Below are 18,053 nucleotides of genomic sequence, written 5' to 3' on the forward strand. Positions count from 1 at the left end.
CAGCCGCACTACCGTCCGGATTCATGACGATCTTCGCCCGCTGCCGCCTGTCCTGATCCCGGCACGACTTTCCGGGCCGCCCGCCACCGGGCGGCCCCCGCTCTGCGTGCCGGACCGCCTCTCGTCCGGAAAGGACACTTTCGCCTTATGGGCAAGCACATCGTCATGGTCGGCTGCTCCGCGCCGAGCCACGTCTACCCGTCGCTGGGGATCATCCGCGAGCTGGTGCGGCGCGGGCACCGGGTCAGCTACGTCGTCGGCGAACCGCTCGCCGAACTCGTCGAAGCGACCGGCGCGGACGTCGTCGCGCATCCCACGATCTTCCCGCTCGGCCCGGACGCGGAATGGCCGGAAGACCCGGCCGAAGCGATGCGCGTCTTCCTCGACGAAGCCGTCGCGATCCACCCGCGGCTGATCGAAACCTTCGACCACGACCGCCCGGACCTGCTGCTCTACGACATCGGCGGCCTCGGGGCACCGCTGCTCGGCCTCCGCTACGACGTGCCCGCGGTGCAGCTCTCCCCCACCTACGTCGCCTGGGACGGCTACGAGGAAGAACTCGCCGACGTCCTCAAACCGATCCGCACCTCACCGTCCGGAGTGGACTACCACCGGGCCTTTACCGAGTGGCTGACGGAAAACGGAGTCACCGAAGACGCCTGGACGTGGCTCGCCCGACCGGTGCCGATCCTGTCGCTGATCCCGCGCGCGATGCAGCCGAACGCCGACCGCGTGCCGGAAGACCGGGTCCAGTTCGTCGGCCCGTGCCTCGACCCGGCGCGCGCCTCGGAGCACTGGACGCCGCCGTCCGACGGCAAACCCGTGCTGCTCGTGTCGTTCGGCACCGCATACAACGACCAGCTGGACGTCTACCGGCACTGCATCACCGAGTTCGAGGACTGGCACGTCGTGCTCTCCATCGGCAAGCACGTCTCGAAGGACGATCTAGGCCCGCTGCCGGAGTCGGTCGAGGTGCACGAAACGGTGCCACAGCTGGCAATTCTCGACGTCGCGTCCGCCTTCATCACGCACGCCGGCATGGGCGGCTGCACGGAATCCCTCTGGTACGGCGTCCCGACGGTCGCCATCCCGCAAGCCGTCGACCAGTTCGGCAACGCCGCGCAGCTGGAAGCGTTGGGAGTCGGCAAGCATCTGCCCGCGGACCAGGTGACCGCCAAATCCCTGCGCGAAGCGGTCGATGAGGTCAGCAGTTCGCCGGACGTCGCCGCGCGGCTGGCTGAGCTGCGCGCGGAAATCCGAGCCAACGGCGGGATTACCGCGGCCACGGACGCGGTGGAGAGGTTCCTGAAATAAGCGCGAGGAGCACGTCGCGGTCGAACCATTCACCGCCGACGTGCTCCTGGTGCAGATAAGCAGTGACCGCCCGGGCCTGGCAACATCGCTCCGCCAGGCCCGGATCCACTTGTGCGGCATGGGAAAACCGTGTGATCAACCCGGCCAGGTCGCGCGTCAGCGTTGTTTTCGCGACCACGGTGAACGCGTCGAAAGCCGCTGTCCCACGCCACCCGATCGGATCGATCGCCAGCCACGGTTCCCGTTCCGCCCGCAGCACATTCCCGAAATGCAGATCGGCGTGCAGCATCGTGGCAGTCCGGTCGTCGGCGAGCTGGGCGATCAGTTCGCGCGCCCGGTCCACCTCGCGCGTCGGCAACAACCCTGACGCTGCCAGTTGTTCCAGCTGCGCGAGCCACGGCCCGGCCGTCGAGGCGAGCGACCGCGTCCCGGCCGGCGCGGGCACCGCGAGCCGACGGGCCAGCTCGCCAGCGATCTCGGTCGCTTCCTCCGCGCGCACCGTTTCCAGCGTCGCGGGGCCGACGCGTTCGAGCAAAAGTGCGGCACGATCCGCGGAGACCGCCAGCAGCCGCACGACTCCAGCGCCGTCGAAGTGCTCCAACGCCGCCGCTTCCTCAGCACAACGCGGATGGGGAAACGAAATCTTGAGCGCGGCGGCCTGCCCGCCGCGTTCGACGGGCAGCACCAGCGCGGTCTCCCCATGCAGTGGAGCCCCTGCGATCCGACACCCCCATCGCGCGCAAGCCGCCGCGGCCAGCTCGGGCAGCTCCCGCAGCCAAGCCTCGCCCGCGCTGCCCTCCCGCCGCCGCACCGCCGCAGCCAATCCAGGCGGCACGGCGAACTTCGTCATCCCCGGATCTCGTTGAGATAGTTGTAGATCGTGTACCGCGTCACTTCGAGCTGCCCGGCCAGGTGGTCCACCGCGTCCTTGATCAGGAAATACCCGGCCTCGTCCAGCTCCCTGACCACCGCCGACTTGTGCCGCTTCTTCATCAGCTCCACCGGGATCCCGGACTTCCCGATCGCGCGTCCGACGAGGAACCGCTGCAGGCTGTCGACGTCCGGCAGGAACGTCTCGTCCCGCCGTTCCTCCGACGTCTGCGCCGCCGCGGGCAGTTCGCTGTTCACGCACAGGCACCCGATCGCCGTCCCGTCGGCGTCGCGCAGAAACAACGTGGACGAACGGATCTCGCGCCCGTCCGGGCTGTGCGTGCGGTAGTTGGTCAGGTCCTGCGTCGTGCCGCGCCGGACGAGCCCGAGCAGCAGATCCGTCATCGGCCCGCCGACCGAGCGGCCGGTGAGCTTCCCCGCGATCGCGACGATCGAATCCGGCAGCCGCGACAGGTCGTGGAGCAACACCTCGTTGCCCGGCCCGAGCATCGCCGCCAGTCCGTCCACCGCCGGGATCAGGGCGGTGAGCAGCTCATGCGTCGCCGTGCCCGCAGCCGACGCGACCGGCACGACCCGGCGCGGGCGCAGCAGTGTTTCCAGCGCGTCCCGTACCAGCTCGGCAGCCGCGGCGGGGGTCGACGCGTGCGGCGACAATCGGACATGTTCCGGACGCACCGTTGCCGCGATCCCCGCTGCCGTCAACGCCGCCCCGACCTGCTCCGCCGGCTTGTCCGGCAACGAAAACGCGAGAATCCCGGCGCGCCGTTCAGTCGCCGAGACGATCTCCGCGCCGAGTGAGCGCAGCACGTCCTCAAGCTCGCCAACACGTTCGCCGATCCGGCCCGCGATCGCCGCGACGCCGGTTTCCTCGACCAGTTCGAGCGCCGCCGCGAACGCGCCGGACGTGACCGGGCTGAGGTTCGAGATCGACCAGCTCGCCGCGGTCGGGTCGGCCGGGTGGATCTCGTTGTCGAACAAACCAGGGTCGCGCGCGCCGGTCCAGCCGGACAGGATCGGGTCCATCCGCGCCAGCGCCCGGTCGGACAGCACCGCGAACCCTGCGCCCCAGCCCGCCCGCAGCCACTTCTGCCCGCCGACCACGAGCACGTCGGCGACCTCCCACGGCGCGTCGACGACCCCGAAGCCCTGGATCCCGTCGACCACCAGCAGCCGATCGCCCACCACCTCGCGCAACGCGGCGAGATCAGCCCGGTAACCAGTGCGGAAATCGACCGCGCTCACCGAAACGACAGTGGTTTCCGGCGTGAGCGCTTCCGCAAGCCGATCGGGAGTGACGTAACCGCCTTCCAGCCGCCGCATCCGCACCCGTCCGGCCTGCTCGGCGCGTGCCCACGGGTACGTGTTGGCCGGGAACTCCGCGGCCGAAACGAGCACTTCGCCGTGGCTGTTGAACGCCGCCTGGAACAGGCCGAGGCTGGTGTGCGGGAGCAGGACGGTGTGGTCGGTGTCGCTGCCGCAGAGCCGCGCGGCCGCTGCCTTCGCGCGGATCTCCTGCCGCATCACTTCGTCCACAGTGGACGGACCGGCCTTGGTCGTCGCCTCCAGCAGCCGCGCGGTGGTGTCGAGCACGGCGTGCGACGGCGGCCCGAACCGCGCGAAGTCCAGGTAGCCCGCGGGCTCGTCGAACTGGAGCAGGTACCGGGGCGGGATCCGGGTCACGACAGGACCCGCGCGAGGAACTGCCGCGTCCGCTCGTGTTCCGGGGACTTCAGCACCCGCTCCGGCGGCCCGGTTTCGACCACCGTGCCGTCGGCGAGGAACACCACCTCGTCGGCGGCCTCCGCGGCGAAAGCCATTTCGTGCGTCACGACCACCATCGTCATCCCCTCCCGAGCCAACGTACCCATCACCGCGAGCACCTCCCCGACCAGCTCCGGGTCCAGCGCGGACGTCGGCTCGTCGAACAGCATGAGCTTCGGCTTCATCGCCAGCGACCGGGCGATCGCAACGCGCTGCTGCTGCCCGCCGGACAGTTGCCCTGGGTAAGCGCCCGCTCGGTCCGCGAGCCCGACCCGGTCGAGCAGGTCCAGCGCCTCTTTCCGGGCCTTCGCCGGGTCGACGCCGAGCACCCGCACCGGTCCCTCGACGACGTTCTCCAGCGCTGTGCGGTGCCCGAACAGGTTGAACCGCTGGAAAACCATGCCGATGTCCCGGCGCTGCCGGGCGACGTCCTTCTCCCGCAGTTCGTACAGCTTGCCGCCGCGCAGTTTGAACCCGATCGGCTCGCCGTCCACCCAGACCTGGCCGCCGTCGATCGTCTCGAGATGGTTGAGGCAGCGGAGAAACGTGCTCTTCCCCGCTCCCGAGGGCCCGAGCAGGCACACCACCTGTCCTTTGCGGACCTCCAGGTCGATGCCCTTGAGCACCTCGGTGTGCCCGTAGTTCTTGCGGACCCCGACAGCTTTCAGCAGCGGTTCAGACACGCGCACCCCTCACCAGCGGCATCCCCTTGAACGCCTTCCCGACCCGCGCGACGGGACTCCGGTCAGCTGCCCCGAACGACCGTTCGAGGTAATGCTGGCCGACCCCGGCGACGGTCACCACGACCATGTACCAGATCGCCGCCGCGATCAGCGTCTCCATCACCAGCAGGTTGTTGGACGAGATGTTGTTGGCCGCGTGGATCAGCTCGGTCACGCCGATCACCGACGCCATCGACGTGCCCTTGAGCATGTTGATGAAGTCGTTGCCGGTCGGCGGGATGATCACGCGCATCGCCTGCGGCAGCACGACCCGGCGAAGCGTCGCGCCAGGCGTCATGCCGATGGATTTCGCGGCCTCGGTCTGCCCGGCGTCGACGCTCGTCAGCCCGGCGCGGACGATCTCCGCCATGTACGCGCTCTCGTTCAGCGCCAGCCCGAGCAGCGCCGCGGTGAACGCGCTGATCAGCACGTTCGTCGGCTCGTGCACGAGGTAGCCGCCGAAGGGCAGCGGGATCGAGACGGTCGGGAAGATCAGCGCCAGGTTGTACCAAATCAGGATCTGCAACAACACCGGGAGCCCGCGGAACAGCCAGATGTAGGCCGCCGCGAACCACTTCGCGACCGGGTTGGCGCTGAGCCGCAGCAACGCGATCAGGATGCCGAGCACGATCGCGACCGCCTGCGCGATCACCGCCAGCACAACGGTGTTGAGCAGGCCGAGCGCCATCACGCGGTAGAACACGAAGTCGGGTACCGAACCCCAGTCGATCTGAGCCTGCGCGAGCCCGAAACCCAGCAGTACCAGGAGCGCGACGATCACTACCGCGCTGACCCAGCGACCCCAATGCCGCAGCCGGACGATCGGCAGCGGTTCAGCTTCCGCCATTGACGGCCGCCTCCTTGATCGCGCCCTGCTCGACGCCCCAGGACTGCAGGATCTTGCCGTACGTGCCGTCGGCGACGAGCGACTGCAACGCCTGCTTGACGGCGTCGCGCAGCTTCGAGTTGTTCTTCGCGAAGCCCATCCCGTACGGCCCGCCTTCGATCGGCTGGCCGGGCACGACCTCGAAGAACTTGCCGTCCCCCGCGGTGCGCGAGATGTAGACCGCGCTCGGCAGGTCGTTCAGGATCGCCGCGACGCGACCGGTGCGCAGCTGATTCTGGTTCTGGTTGTCGCTGTCAGTCGCGGTGACCGTGATGGCAGGCTTGCCCGCCTGAGTGCATTTCGCGCTCTGCGCCGTGGCGAACTTCTGGTGACTGGTGCCCTGTACGACTGCCACGTTCTTGCCGCACAACGTGTCCGGCCCGGTGATGCCGTCCGGGTTGCCCTTGCGGATCATGATCGTGATGCCGGACGAGAAGTAGTCGACGAAGTCGATCTGCTGCTGTCGTTCCTTGGTGTCGTTCATCGCCGCCATGGTCAGATCGACGCGGCCGGACTGCAGGCTCGTGATCAGCGAACCGAACGCCAGGTCCTGGTACGCAACGGTCACCCCGAGCTTCGCCCCCACCGCCTTGGCCAGGTCGACCTCGTAGCCGATCGGCGTCTTGCCGTCCGCGGCGTAGAAGTTGTTCGGCGCCGACTGGATATTGGACGCCAGCCGCAACGTCTTGGCCTGCACAACAGCCGGCGGCAACCCCTCGGCGAGCTGCGGGTCGGCCTTGATCGTCCCGAGCAACGCGGTGTTGTCCGGAACAGCGCTCGGCTTCTGCTGCTGCCCGCCGCCGGCCCCGTCAGGACCTCCTCCGCAGGCGGTGGCGAACACGAGCAGACCGCCCAGCAAAGCGGCTTGCCAGGCACGGGAACGAAGCGACGACATGCGGATCCTCCAGGACGTCGTTGGTTCCGCGGAACGCTACAACTGGTTGTTAAAGAGGTCAACAAGCAGTTGAATTTCTGTCTCGTCTAGCGTGCGGACATGCCCCTCGACGAGAGCTTCCGCCAGTTCTGGACCGAACGACGGCTCGCGTCGCTCACGACGGTCCGCCCCAACGGAACGCCACACGTCGTAGCGGTCGGCGTAACGGTCGACTTCGACCAAGGCATCGCCCGCGTGATCGCCTCCGGGACCTCGTACAAGGCCCGCCTCATCCGCGCCGCCGGCGACACCGGATTGGCCGCCGCGGTATGCCAGTTCGAAGGCCGGACCTGGTCCACGCTGGAAGGCCGAATCCGCCTCCTCGACGACGCCGCTTCCGTCCACGACGCCGAAGAGCGCTACGCCCAGCGGTACCGGAAGCCGCGGGAAAACCCGCAGCGGGTGGTCCTGGAACTCACCATCGGACGGGTGCTGGGCAACGCCTGATGTTCCGGGATCCGGCCGACCGCCCCGGTCAGTCACCCCGGTCAATCGCCCTGGTCAGTTGTCCCGGTCGGTCACCCCGGTCGGCTGCCCCGGTCGGTCACCCTGGTCGGCTGCCCCGGTCGGTCACCCTGGTCGGCTGCCCCGGTCGGCCATCCTGGTCGGCTGCCCCGGTCGGCCATCCTGGTCGGTTGTCCTGGCTGGTTGCCCTGATCAGCCACACCATCGGCCGCACCAGCCCATTGCTTCAGTCGGTCGGTCGTCCCGGGCGAGCGCCCTGATCGACCGCCCAGTCAAGTCGCGTAGGTCGGTCGCCTTGACCAAACGTCCTAGGCGTCCACCCCGGTCAGTCGCCCCGGGCGACCATCCCAGTCGTCCGCCCGGGTCAGTCATCCCGGGCGACCGCCCTGGCCGCCCTCTCCGGTCAGTCGCCTCGGTCAGTCGTCCCGGCCGACCGTCCTGGGCGATCGTCCCGGACGACTGCCCCGGTCAAACGAACTGCGCCAGCAACCCTTCCGCACTGCGCACCACAACCTGCGCCGCCGCGCGCTCCGCCAACGCCCGGTCCGGCCGCTCCGCCTCATGCCGCCACCGCATCACCGCGTCAAGACCGGCCTCATACATCTCGCGAGGATCCGTACCCGCCGCAAGTCCCAGCCGTTCCTCCGACGCCGTCCCCTCCGCGCCCAGCAACCGCACAGCCTCTTCCGCCGATTCCCCCGACAAAGCCGTACGTCCGCCACGAATGTCCGCGATCAGCCGCAACTCGCGGAAGTCATGCGCGCCGGCCGAAAACCGCTCAACCCGCGCCGCAAGCCGATCACTGTGCGGTCGAGGCTCCGCGTTCAACACTGTCTCCAACCGAATCAACGCAGTCCGAGCGCGCAACGCATCTGCACGCGCAGCGAAACAACCCGCAATAGTGTCGCGAAGCTCGCCAAGACCGCTGCGCCGCACCAGTTCCGTCGACAGCTTCACCCGATCATCGCAGCCCGTACGGATGAGCGTCAGCGCAAGCTTCACCCCGAACAGCCCGAAACGAACCACCAACGACCGTCGCGTCTCGACGGACACCGGCCCCGGAAACGCCGGATCAGTAAAGGAATCCACCGAAAGCAGATACCGCTCCAACTCCTCACGAGGCACCGCCGCGAAGGCCGCGAGAAGCTCGAACTCGTCATCAGTGAACGCGCGCGCCCCGTACGCAAGCTGCGCCGCCACCGCGATCACGCCTTGGAACCCGCTGCACAGTGGATCTTCGCGCCACGCGCGCCGCGCAATCTGCTTCGCGGTAAGCAGTGCGTCAATCCGCCCCGCACCGGTCTCGTCCGCGCGCGCAAGCACAAGGATCGTGTCAACGGCCGTCTGCCGCGCGAACGCTGAAGGCGTTGTCGGACGCAACGTTGCCAACTGGTCGGGCTCAAGGTGGCGAAGCAGCCGTACGGATGCGTCAGTGAGCGTCGACGGCAGCGGCGCATCGAGAAACTCCAGATCGCGCAACGCCCGCGTCGGCCAATCCCCCAACGCCGCAGCCAACGTGGACTTCCCCGTCCCCGCAGGCCCTCCGATGCTCACCCGAAGCGGCTCGTCGAGATGGTCAAGCGCTTCCCCCAGCAACGCCGAAGCCCTCGGACTGTCGCGGTAGTACGCACAAGCATCCGCCAGAAGAGCCCGAACGTCCTCACCCACGCGCGACACCACTCCTCACTCGACTCACTCGACTCACCCGGCACAGCCCCGAACATCCTCGACTACCCGGCAACGCACCGCTCACCGAATCCCAAAGCCCGCCGCCATCAACCCCGCAGATGTCTCCCGAAACGCCCTCAACCGCCCAAGAAGGGCACTTTCCGAATCTTCCACCACGCGGCCACGTCTCCCGGCTCCGCTTCCGCGATTCGACCCCGCCGAAGCATGCCGTCACTAACCGATCCCGCCCACGAAACCGCCTTCACCGCAGCAAAACGCCTCAACGCGCCAAAGACCAACTCACTCTCACAATGCGGAACCCCGCTCACGACCAGGCCGCCAGCGCTCAGAAACCGCGCCTCCTCCGGCCAGCACCAAACGCCACAGCCACCCGAAGTCGCAACCATCTCCATAACGACCGATTGGCCAGCTTCCCCTCAGCTGTCCCACCCGAAGAACTCAGCCCGCCCCAGAGAGCCGCCGCGCGCGACGCCCGGCTCCCCATCCGACGTCACGCAGACAACAACTAACCGCCGCACCCTCCGAGTACGAGACGACCGGCCAGCATCACCAGCCCACAAAAAGCCGCCAGCACCGCCAAAAGCACACCGCACGCAGCCCGCCAAGTCGAAACCACGCAGGCAATTCCACCGCCTCTGATCGAACCAGCATCACCGATCCGTCCAGCCGCGAACGCCGCCACAACCCAGGCCGCCAGGCCAAGGTCACGCAGGCAACTCCTTGGGCACCCGATTAGCCAGCATCCCCAGCTCCCCAGCCCGCTTGTGCAATCCCGCCAGCCGGTCGATCTCCCGCCGCAGCGCCGCGCTGCGCCGTTCCCGCTCGGCCGACCCGGCGATGATCATCTCGCGTTCCCGTGTCAGCTCGTCGGCGAGACTGTCCGCGAGCTCGGTGAAGTGGTCCCGCAACCGTCGCTGCACGTGGCGGATCGCGTCGCGGCATTCCTTGCTGAACCGCAGGAACACGTCGTCGACGTGCCGTTGCGCGGTCATCTTGGCGACCGCCTGCCGGCGTTGCAGCCGCATGCCGCCCTCGTCGCTGATCGTCTTCGCGGCGAACGCGACGCCGGCACCGATCGACACCGGGTTGATCAGCGGCAGCCCCGCCAAGCCGGTCACCAGGCCGAACATCAGCACGCCGCCGTACGAACCGCGCAAACCGGTGAACGCCTTCTGCCCAATTTTGAACCGCTCGATCCGCGGCTGCCGCACCTCGGCGATCCGGTCCGCGCCGGAGTCGGTCAAAGCCAATTCCGGCAGGTCATACTGCGCGCCGAAGCTCACCGCGACCGCCTGCGCGATCCACTCCGCGCGTTCGGCCGCGAACGTGTAGGTCGTCTCGACGGCTTCCGCGAGCGTGCTGTCCAGCCACGGCCCGAACTCGTCCCACACCTTCACCGGGTCCCCGCGGTCAAAGGTCTCGTCGATGGTCTCGACGATCTTCCGGGTGCGTTCGCGCAGGTCGTATTCCGCGTCGGACTGCAGGTCGGCGATCTCGTCGGCCAGCAGGTTCTGCCAACGGCTGTTGCGTCGGCGCAGCTCATCGGCGCGACGTTGCGAACGCTGCAGCAACGTCGTCTGGTCGACGCCTGCTTCCTGCCCGGCCGCCTCGGCGCGTGCCCGCAGAGTCTCGACCAGTTCGGCCGCGGCGGCGCGCACACTCACGGCGGCGAGCAATGCGGCCGTACTCTCGGCCGGTCGCGAAACCTGCGTCGCGATCCAGGAAAGCAACTCCGGGAAGCCGGACCGCGCGTTGAGGTCTTGGTCACCGCCCTTGGCCGCGGCGAACCGAACCGTCGCCGACACCGGCAGCACCGGCGAGTCGATCCCGGCCGCGGAGAGCGCGGTCCGGTTCTGTTCGGCGACCGTGCGCCATCCGGCGCTGACGTCGATCTTGGTCAGCGCGATGACCACGTGCGGACACCAAGTCCGGATGTGATGCGCCAGCGCCAGCTCGGCCTGATCCAGCGGAGCGGCTGCGTCGGAAACAAGAATGACCGCGTCGGCGTCCGCGAGAACGTCGAGAGCGGCAGCTGTGCGCGGGGACCTCGGGTCGCCGATCGCGGGAGTGTCGATGAGCACCAGGCCCGCGGACAGCAGATCGCGCGGGACGCCGACCTCGACTCGGCGCAGCGACCCGGCAGGCCGGGCACCGACCTCGCCCGTCAGCTTCTCGATCTCAATCGCGATGCGTTCATCGGCGCGGCCAACGAGCGTCGCACCGGGTTCGGCCGCGTACCCGACTTCGATCGGCACCGCGGGAGTCGCCGCGTCGCCGACCGGGCAGACCGGCGCGTTGAGCACCGCGTTGACCAGGTAGCCCTTGCCTTGCTTGGGAAAGCCGAGCACAGCGACCCGCGTGCCCCCCGGCGGCCGGTCCTGACGCCGGCGAAGGCGTTGCGCCAGGTCTTCGCGGCCGTGCGTCCGGCAGGCATCCGAGGTCTCGGCGAGCACTTCGAGCCAAGCTGGAGCCGTCACGGCGAACCAGTGTCCCCCGTGTACGGGGAGTATCCGAACCGGGTGGTGGCTCCGCGGTCGCACCCAGACCGCGGAGCCACCCCCGAATTACCTTGCTCAGAGGGAAATGTGCAGCTCACCGCCGCCGTGCGAGGTCTCCGCACCGGCGTGCAGGTCAAGGCCGAGGCCCTGGTGCCCGAGGTCGGAGACCGTCGAGACGGTGTCGTGCACCATGCCGACGCCGGCGTCGGTCCCGGTGTGCGTCTCGGTCGCGGCGTCGGAACGCTCGGACTCGCCGTGCGAGATGAGCGAGTGCGCCTGCTGGGTCACGCCGTTCACCGCGTGGTTCAGCCCGTTGGCGCTGAGCGTGTTGCTCAGGCTGCCGACGTTCTCGGTGACGGTCCCGACCGCGTCGCTGACGTGCCCGGCAATCCCGCCGCCGGCCTCGGTCGCGTGGTCGGCGACCTGCGAGGCGGAGTTCGCGACCGGCAGGTCGCTGACGTTCACCGGGGAAGCCGCCGCGAGCTCGCCGCCGACGTGCTGCACCTGCGAGGTGGCGCCGTCGGCCGCGGTGGCCGCCTGCCCGCTCGCCTGCGCGACCGCGCTGGAGTCCAAGCCGCTGGCCAGGTCGTTGCCCAGGGCGAGTGCACTGGTCGGGTTTTGCACCAGCGCGGTGACGGACGCGGCAGCGCTCTGCACGTCGCCGAGACCCGGCGCCGAGGGCAGCCCCGGAACGGCCGGGACACCCGGCACAGCCGGAACCGACGGCAGCTCGCCGGCCGTCGGCAGCGCCGGAACCGCGCTGGCGACGTCGCCGACACCAGGCAGCGCACCGACGCCCGGAAGAGCACCGGCACCCGGCAGTTCACCGAGGCCGGGCAGCTGGCCGACACCCGGCAGCTCGCCGAGACCCGGCACTGCCGGAAGCTCGCCAAGGCCCGGCAACTCACCGGCGGCGGGCAGCGCCGAAGCACCAGCCACGTCGCTCACGACGGGCAGTTCGCCGAGACCCGGAAGGTCTCCGGCGGGCACCGCACCCGCCAGGTCACCGAGACCCGGAACGTCGCCGACAGCAGGCAGAGCACCCGCGCCCGGCAGTTCACCGAGGCCGGGCAGTTCGCCCACGCCCGGCACCGCCGGCAGCTCGCCAAGGCCCGGCAGCCCAGGCGTAGCCGCGGACGCCTCCGCGCCGCCGGCCGAGACGCCGAGCGAAGCGGTCAGTGCCTGCAGCTGCTCGATCGCGCCCTGCGGGCCGTCGCCGAGCGCAGTGGTCAGGTCGCCCGCCTGGGGCAGCTGGCCGAGCGAGGCCAGGTGGTCCACCGGCACGTAGTCGAGCACCAGCGGCGCGACCTCGTTCACGTCGGCGGCGCTGATGTCGCCCAGCCCAGCAGCGGCCAGCGCGGCCTGCGGGTCCTGGCCGAAAGCGGCGAGCGCGGACGGGTCTTGGAGCAAGGTGAGCGTGAAGTCGTGCAGAGTCTGCACCGAATCCATGGGGGGATCTCCACTTGTAGTGATTACGGGGAATGCCCGGCCCTCCCCGGCCGGGCGTGGCGCCCAAGGTAGGGACGGGGCACCCCCGCTCACATCGGGGTTTACACCCAGTCGCGCCTCGCTCAGCCGTTAGGGGGTCGATATGAGATCGTTAGGGAGTTAGGGGATCGGACACGCGGAACCCGGTTGGGTTAAATCCCACCCCACTCTTGCCCGTCTGACCCGAACGGGTGAGGATGCGTATCCGTTCAGTGAGTTACGCCCCTTGGCCGAACCCTGACTGCGACGAAGGGAGGAAGCGGCGGTGCCCTACGTGCTCGGCATCGACCTCGGCGCTGCCCGGACCCACGCCGCGCTCCGTCGCAGGCAAGGTGACCGGTGGGACGATCCCGAGCCGTTGTGGCTGGGCGAGACGTCCCCGGCGACCGCGACCGCACTCTTCCTCGACGACGAGGGATACCTGCTCACCGGCGACGCGGCAACTCAAGCCGGCGCCGCCGTGCCCTCCCGCCTGATCACCGGTTTCCATCGCCGCATCGGCGACGACGTGCCGGTCTTCATCGGCAGCGAACCGTTCACCCCGGAGTCGCTGACCACCGTCTTCATCGAAGGCATCGCCGACGTCGCAGCCAGCCAGACCGGCGAACCGCCGCGCCAGCTGGTCGTCACCCACCCCGGTGACTGGGGCGGTTACCGACGCGAACTCCTGCGCCAGTCGCTAGCGGAGTCAGGTTTCTCCGCGGTCACTCTCGTTCCCAGCGCGGTCGCCGCGCTCTACGCCCACCTCCCGGAACCCGGCGCAGGCGACCGAACAGCCGCGGTGTGCGAGTTCGGCCCGGACGGCCTCACCGTCACGTTGGCGACCGCTTCGGGAGCCAGCGGCTGGATCGCCCGGAACAGCACGGAAGGTGTCGCGCCGGGTTCCGCGGTCAAGACCGCGTTCGGCCTCGCGCAGGCGGCCAACGTCGCCCCCGAGTCGCTGGCCGGCATCGTGTTCTGCGGCGAACCCGGCCCGGGCACTCGCCCTGGACGTCTGCCCTGCCCGTTCTTCACCGGCCCCCAACCCGCCGATACGGCGGCCATCGGGGCCGGGATCCTCGCCAGCCAACGGACGAGGCCTCTCGCGCGAAGGGAAGCCCCCGCCCCCGAAACCACGTTGCTGCCGCGAGTCGACCGCGAACCCGAACTTCCGGAAAGACCCGAGCGGCCGCCGGTGGAGATCACTCCATTCACGCTGCCGGAGCCCGAGGGCGCTGCCAAACTGTTGCGTCGATGGCGACCGCTCGCCGCCGCGGCGGCAGTACTGGCGATCAGCTCCTCGATCCTGATCGCGGTCCTCACGTCACACGAAGCGACCGCCGATAAGGAACCCGTTTCTCCCCGTCCCCCTGTCCTGAGCTCGTGCGCCCACCCAGCCACAGCTCCCTCCGGTGAAGGTCACTGTTGAACGCACTGCTGGCGAAAACCGGCAACGACGCCGTCCACCCCGCAGCCCGCCGCCTCCTTGAACAACTCGCCGACACCCCCGCGGCCCCAGTCCGGCTCGTGGTCGTCGCGCCGGGCGGCTACGGCAAGACTGCCTTGTTGGGTGCCCTCGATCGCAGCTACCGCGAAGCAGGTGTCGAGGCCACGGTCGTCGACGACGCAGACCAGCTCGACGACGAAGACCTGACGAGGCTCACCATGCTCGCGGCCGCCAAAGAGGGACCGCTCGTGGTGGCACACCGTCCGAACCCTCGCACGCAAGCGTTGCGGTCCCTCGGTGAAACGCTGCTGCTGCCACCGCTGACCGTCGACGAAGTCGGCAAGCTCGCAAAACAACTCACCGGCCGCACTGCGGACGCCCCCGCCCTGCACGCGAGCACCGGCGGTGTCCCCCGTCTCGTGGAACGGGTCGTAACTGCCCGTCTCGCCGACTTCCGCGCCGAACTGGCAGCACTAGACGACGACGTCCTCCGCTACCTCATCGCCGCCGAAGCCGGTGCAGCCCGCAACCTCGACCTGCTGTGTTCATTGCTGGAGCGCACACCAGACGAACTGCCCGAAGTCGTCGACGGTGCCCGCGCGACGGGCCTCCTCGATGCTGAAGACATTCTCCTGCCCGCCGCCGCCGAAGCAGTGCGCGCTTACGGACCACCCGCTCGACGCCTAGCTGTGTTGCAGCAACTCGTGGAAGCACAACTGACTCGGGGCCTGCCTGTACTCGACCTCGCGACGTCTCTGCTCGACGCCGGCAGCTCCGGTGCCTCCGCAGCAACCGCATTCGCAACCGCTGCGAGCGAAGCACTCCCCACCGACCCCAAGCACGCCGCACGACTCTTCGAAGCCGCCGCCGAAGCTGGTGCCCGCGACGCCGCGACCACGACGGGTTGGGCCCGCGCCGCCGCACTGTCCGGAGACCTGGACACCGCCCTCCGCCTAGGCGACGGCATGCTGTCCGGCGAAGATCCGGAAGCACGAGCCGCCGGGGCCGAGATCGCCGCGACAGTTCTGGCTCACCGCGGCGAACTGGCCCGAACTGCAGAGCTGTACCGCTGGGCCGCAGCCACGGACAACTGGTCTCGTCAACATGCGGCCATTCCGTCATCCAACTCCGGCGGCCATGACTCCAGCAACGAAAGTCCCACTGCCGCGGCAACGAACCACCAAGCGGCGACCCAACGGACACTAGCCAGCTCGACAGACTCTCAAGCCTCCGCGCTCCCCCACCGCGCGGACGCTGCTGGAGCCCCAACCGATCCCGCTCCCGCCGCACCCAACGGCAATCCCGCGTTCCCCGGACAGCCCCAACCGAATGGCGAAAGCTATCGCTGGGTAGGCCCTGGCGCGGTGGACGCATTCGCCACGATCGCCCTCGTCGGAACTGGCCAGACCACCGACGGTCAAGCTGTCTCCAACGTCCCGATGCCTGGAGCCGCGCCGACATTGTTCACCGGTGCCGCTGCGCGAACAGCAAACGGGATCGTGGAATCGGTGTTCGGCTGCGGAACAGAGGCGCTCCCGACACTCGTAGGCGCCGCAGCAATGCTCGAACCAGCAGTCGGCGGCGCACCCCTTCCGGACAGTCCGGCCGCACTCGCTGCACTCGCGGGCCTGCACGCAGGAGAACTGGCGCTCGCCGAGTCGGTGCTGGAACGAGCATTAGCCAGCAGCGTCGGCGGCGATCTGCTCGCGACGCGGCACCGGCTGCTGCTCGGCTGGGTCGCGATGACCGGCGGCCATCTCGCCGCCGCAACGGAACACCGCGATGCCGTCGCCGGCACCAAACTTGAGGCTCGCGACGAACTGTTCTTCGCGACACTGGAACTCGGCCTCGCCCGGCGAGCGAGCGACCTGGTCGGGCTGCAACAGTCGTGGGAGCGGGCGTATCAGGCGTCCATGCGTCAGCAAGTGGACCTGTTTACGCTGCTGCCGTTGGGAGAACTGGCAATCGCAGCCGCTCGAACCGGTGCGCACGCCAAGCTGTCCCGCCGACTAGAACGCGCGCACGCGATGCTTGACCGCCTGGGAAACCCTCCTTTGTGGACGGTCTCGCTGTGCTGGCATGAACTGCACGCCGCGATCACCACAGAAGACCGTGCCACTGCCGAACAGCAACTGGCAGCGCTGAACCACTTCGCCGACTGCGGCCGCTACCCGGCAGCGCTCGCCCGCGCCGCTGGGTGCTGGCTTGCGGTACTCAGCGGCACGTTCGATCCAGGCGAAATCTCCGCAGCAGCTGCGGAACTTCATGAACTGGACCTGTGCTGGGACGCGGCCCGGCTGGCTGGCCAAGCCGCGATTCGCACCTCCGATCGCAAGGCGATGGTCCAACTCCTCGAAGCAGCTCGGCAGTTCCAAGGCACGACCGGACGTCTTGAGTCCGCCGCCCCGGCACCGGGCGCGGCGACCGGCTTAAGCGCACTCAGCGAACGCGAGCTTGAGGTCGCCCGCCTGGTCGTCGACGGCCTGACTTACAAACAAGCCGGCAGCAAACTCTTCATTTCCGGCAAGACTGTCGAACACCACATGGCCCGCATCCGCGGCAAACTCGGTGCAGCAGACCGTCGCGAACTGCTCGCGACTCTGCGCGAACTCCTCGCCAAACCGACCGTGCACTGATTCGTTGACGGCCTCAGTCCCGGCTGGGGCCAAAACGCTCAGTCCGAATCGACTGCGGCGAATGTCCCAGCGCAAGCAGGATGTCCGCTGCGGTCTCCACGAAGCCGGTCGGCCCGCAAATGTACGTGGTGGCACCGAAGTCAACCGGCCACGAAGCGGTGTTCAATGTGGCGACGTCGATGCGCCGCGGGATGCCGGATCGCCCTTCCGGGAGCTCCCGCGTGTAGACGTAAGTGATGTCCAAGCCTGCATAGGGTCGGCGGAGCTCCTCGGCGTAGTACAGCTCTGCCGGGGTACGCAGCGAATAGACCAGCCGGAATAGTGCCTTGCTGCCAGCTTCTCGACGAGCCCGAATCATCGACATCAGAGGGACGATGCCCGCGCCACCCGCCACGAGCAGCACCGGAGCCGACTCGGCGGGACGCCACACGAACCAACCGCCGATCGGGCCGCGGATTTCGACCGGGTCACCGACCGCGTAGGGGCCGGTGAGGTGTTCGGACACTTCGCCGTCGGCTACCCGTTGAACGGTCAGTTCGATCCGGTCCCCGTTCGCCGGTGCAGCAAGCGAGTAGCTGCGTTGTGCCGTGTAGCCGTCGGCTGCGGTGAGGCGGACGTCGACGTGCTGTCCCGCGAGATGACCCGGCCACCCTGGGATGTCGAAGACCAGGGTGCGCGCGGTCGGTGTCTCCTGCCGGATCTCGGCGAGCCGAGCGACGCGCCACGCTAGTCGCCCTGATACCGCTGTTCCCGCCATGGATCTCCGTAGTCGTGGTAGCCGGCTGCTTCCCAGAAGCCGGGATCGTCCTTCGTAGCGAGCCGCAGCTTGCGCACCCACTTCGCAGACTTCCAGAGGTAGAGGTGCGGCACCAACAGCCGAGCCGGGCCGCCGTGTTCCGGAGTGAGTGGCTTACCGCCGTACTCGTAGGCGATCCAGGCATGTCCGCCCAGGAGATCAGCGAGCGGAAGGTTTGTGGTGTAGCCGCCGTAGGAATGCGCCATCACGTAATCAGCGGCCGTATCGAGATCCCCGACGAGCGCGTCCACTGGGACGCCGCGCCAATGAGTGTCCAGTTTGGACCATTGGGTGACGCAGTGGATGTCGACGGTGATCTTCTCGCTCGGCAGCGCCATCAGTTCCGGCCACGACCATGAGCGGCGTTCGCCGCTCTCGGTCACTACCGCGAACTCCCACCTCTCTGTGCTCACTCGAGGAGTCGGCCCGGCTGAGAGAACCGGGAAGTCTTCGGCGAGATACTGCCCTGGCGGCAGCCGCGGATTGGCACCGCGGGCGCGTCCGGTGAAGCCTGGTGTGACGACTCCCATCGCGCTCCCTCCGGACA

At 68.7% G+C, this 18,053-nt stretch carries 14 protein-coding genes; 4 read left to right on the forward strand and 10 right to left on the reverse strand.

Features of this window, described 5'->3' with window-relative positions; all coding sequences use genetic code 11:
• The first annotated feature begins 147 nt into the window (after window positions 1-147).
• A complete protein-coding gene (locus tag EIZ44_RS30370) occupies window positions 148-1,314 on the forward strand; it encodes a macrolide family glycosyltransferase (RefSeq protein WP_134732686.1) in 1,167 nt (388 codons plus the stop codon).
• Here EIZ44_RS30370 and EIZ44_RS30375 read toward each other — a convergent pair.
• Genes EIZ44_RS30375 through EIZ44_RS30395 form a run of 5 tightly spaced genes read right to left on the reverse strand, consistent with a single transcriptional unit; the run spans window position 1,274 to window position 6,469 of the window.
• Window positions 1,274-2,164 (reverse strand): aminoglycoside phosphotransferase family protein, encoded by an 891-nt coding sequence (locus EIZ44_RS30375; protein WP_134732687.1) that lies wholly within the window; start codon window positions 2,162-2,164, stop codon window positions 1,274-1,276. The two genes, EIZ44_RS30370 and EIZ44_RS30375, sit on opposite strands and share 41 nt — an antisense overlap.
• Window positions 2,161-3,885: an aminotransferase class V-fold PLP-dependent enzyme gene (locus EIZ44_RS30380; RefSeq protein WP_134732688.1), complete on the reverse strand. Its 1,725-nt coding sequence runs from the start codon at window positions 3,883-3,885 to the stop codon at window positions 2,161-2,163. The genes EIZ44_RS30375 and EIZ44_RS30380 overlap by 4 nt, the downstream gene beginning before the upstream one ends.
• On the reverse strand, window positions 3,882-4,649 hold the full coding sequence (locus tag EIZ44_RS30385) for an amino acid ABC transporter ATP-binding protein (protein ID WP_037812163.1): 768 nt from the start codon (window positions 4,647-4,649) through the stop codon (window positions 3,882-3,884). Before EIZ44_RS30385 ends, EIZ44_RS30380 begins: the two co-directional genes overlap by 4 nt.
• Window positions 4,642-5,535 (reverse strand): amino acid ABC transporter permease, encoded by an 894-nt coding sequence (locus tag EIZ44_RS30390; RefSeq protein ID WP_134732689.1) that lies wholly within the window; start codon window positions 5,533-5,535, stop codon window positions 4,642-4,644. The genes EIZ44_RS30385 and EIZ44_RS30390 overlap by 8 nt, the downstream gene beginning before the upstream one ends.
• Entirely contained in the window at window positions 5,522-6,469 is a 948-nt protein-coding gene (locus EIZ44_RS30395; protein WP_134732690.1) for an ABC transporter substrate-binding protein, read from the reverse strand. Before EIZ44_RS30395 ends, EIZ44_RS30390 begins: the two co-directional genes overlap by 14 nt.
• Window positions 6,470-6,568: 99 nt before the next feature.
• Here EIZ44_RS30395 and EIZ44_RS30400 point away from each other — a divergent pair, with 99 nt between their 5' ends.
• Complete coding sequence (locus EIZ44_RS30400) at window positions 6,569-6,955, forward strand: pyridoxamine 5'-phosphate oxidase family protein (RefSeq protein ID WP_134663241.1); 387 nt, start codon at window positions 6,569-6,571, stop codon at window positions 6,953-6,955.
• A 486-nt stretch (window positions 6,956-7,441) separates the two neighbouring features.
• Here the strand turns inward: EIZ44_RS30400 and EIZ44_RS30405 are convergent, their stop codons facing one another.
• From EIZ44_RS30405 to EIZ44_RS30415, 3 genes are all read right to left on the reverse strand, one after another.
• A complete protein-coding gene (locus tag EIZ44_RS30405) occupies window positions 7,442-8,641 on the reverse strand; it encodes a GTPase (RefSeq protein WP_167754324.1) in 1,200 nt (399 codons plus the stop codon).
• Between the two features lie 725 nt (window positions 8,642-9,366).
• Window positions 9,367-11,139, reverse strand: coding sequence for a dynamin family protein (locus EIZ44_RS30410; RefSeq protein WP_167754325.1), 1,773 nt, complete (start codon window positions 11,137-11,139; stop codon window positions 9,367-9,369).
• A 96-nt stretch (window positions 11,140-11,235) separates the two neighbouring features.
• Complete coding sequence (locus tag EIZ44_RS30415; RefSeq protein WP_205673362.1) at window positions 11,236-12,609, reverse strand: IniB N-terminal domain-containing protein; 1,374 nt, start codon at window positions 12,607-12,609, stop codon at window positions 11,236-11,238.
• A gap of 304 nt (window positions 12,610-12,913) precedes the next feature.
• On the opposite strand from EIZ44_RS30415, the gene EIZ44_RS30420 reads away from it, so the two are divergent.
• Together EIZ44_RS30420 and EIZ44_RS30425 are read left to right on the forward strand one after the other, a co-directional pair.
• Complete coding sequence (locus EIZ44_RS30420) at window positions 12,914-14,056, forward strand: Hsp70 family protein (RefSeq protein WP_134732693.1); 1,143 nt, start codon at window positions 12,914-12,916, stop codon at window positions 14,054-14,056.
• The gene (locus EIZ44_RS30425; RefSeq protein ID WP_205673363.1) at window positions 14,053-16,710 is read left to right on the forward strand and encodes a helix-turn-helix transcriptional regulator; all 2,658 of its coding nucleotides are present in this window, start codon (window positions 14,053-14,055) and stop codon (window positions 16,708-16,710) included. The genes EIZ44_RS30420 and EIZ44_RS30425 overlap by 4 nt, the downstream gene beginning before the upstream one ends.
• 13 nt (window positions 16,711-16,723) lie before the next feature.
• Here EIZ44_RS30425 and EIZ44_RS30430 read toward each other — a convergent pair whose 3' ends face one another.
• Together EIZ44_RS30430 and EIZ44_RS30435 are read right to left on the reverse strand one after the other, a co-directional pair.
• Window positions 16,724-17,467 (reverse strand): ferredoxin reductase, encoded by a 744-nt coding sequence (locus tag EIZ44_RS30430; protein ID WP_134732694.1) that lies wholly within the window; start codon window positions 17,465-17,467, stop codon window positions 16,724-16,726.
• A complete protein-coding gene (locus tag EIZ44_RS30435) occupies window positions 17,437-18,036 on the reverse strand; it encodes a sulfite oxidase-like oxidoreductase (protein WP_134663245.1) in 600 nt (199 codons plus the stop codon). The genes EIZ44_RS30430 and EIZ44_RS30435 overlap by 31 nt, the downstream gene beginning before the upstream one ends.
• Window positions 18,037-18,053 lie beyond the last annotated feature (17 nt).

This window comes from Amycolatopsis nivea (assembly GCF_004522235.1).
GTDB lineage: Bacteria > Actinomycetota > Actinomycetes > Mycobacteriales > Pseudonocardiaceae > Amycolatopsis > Amycolatopsis nivea.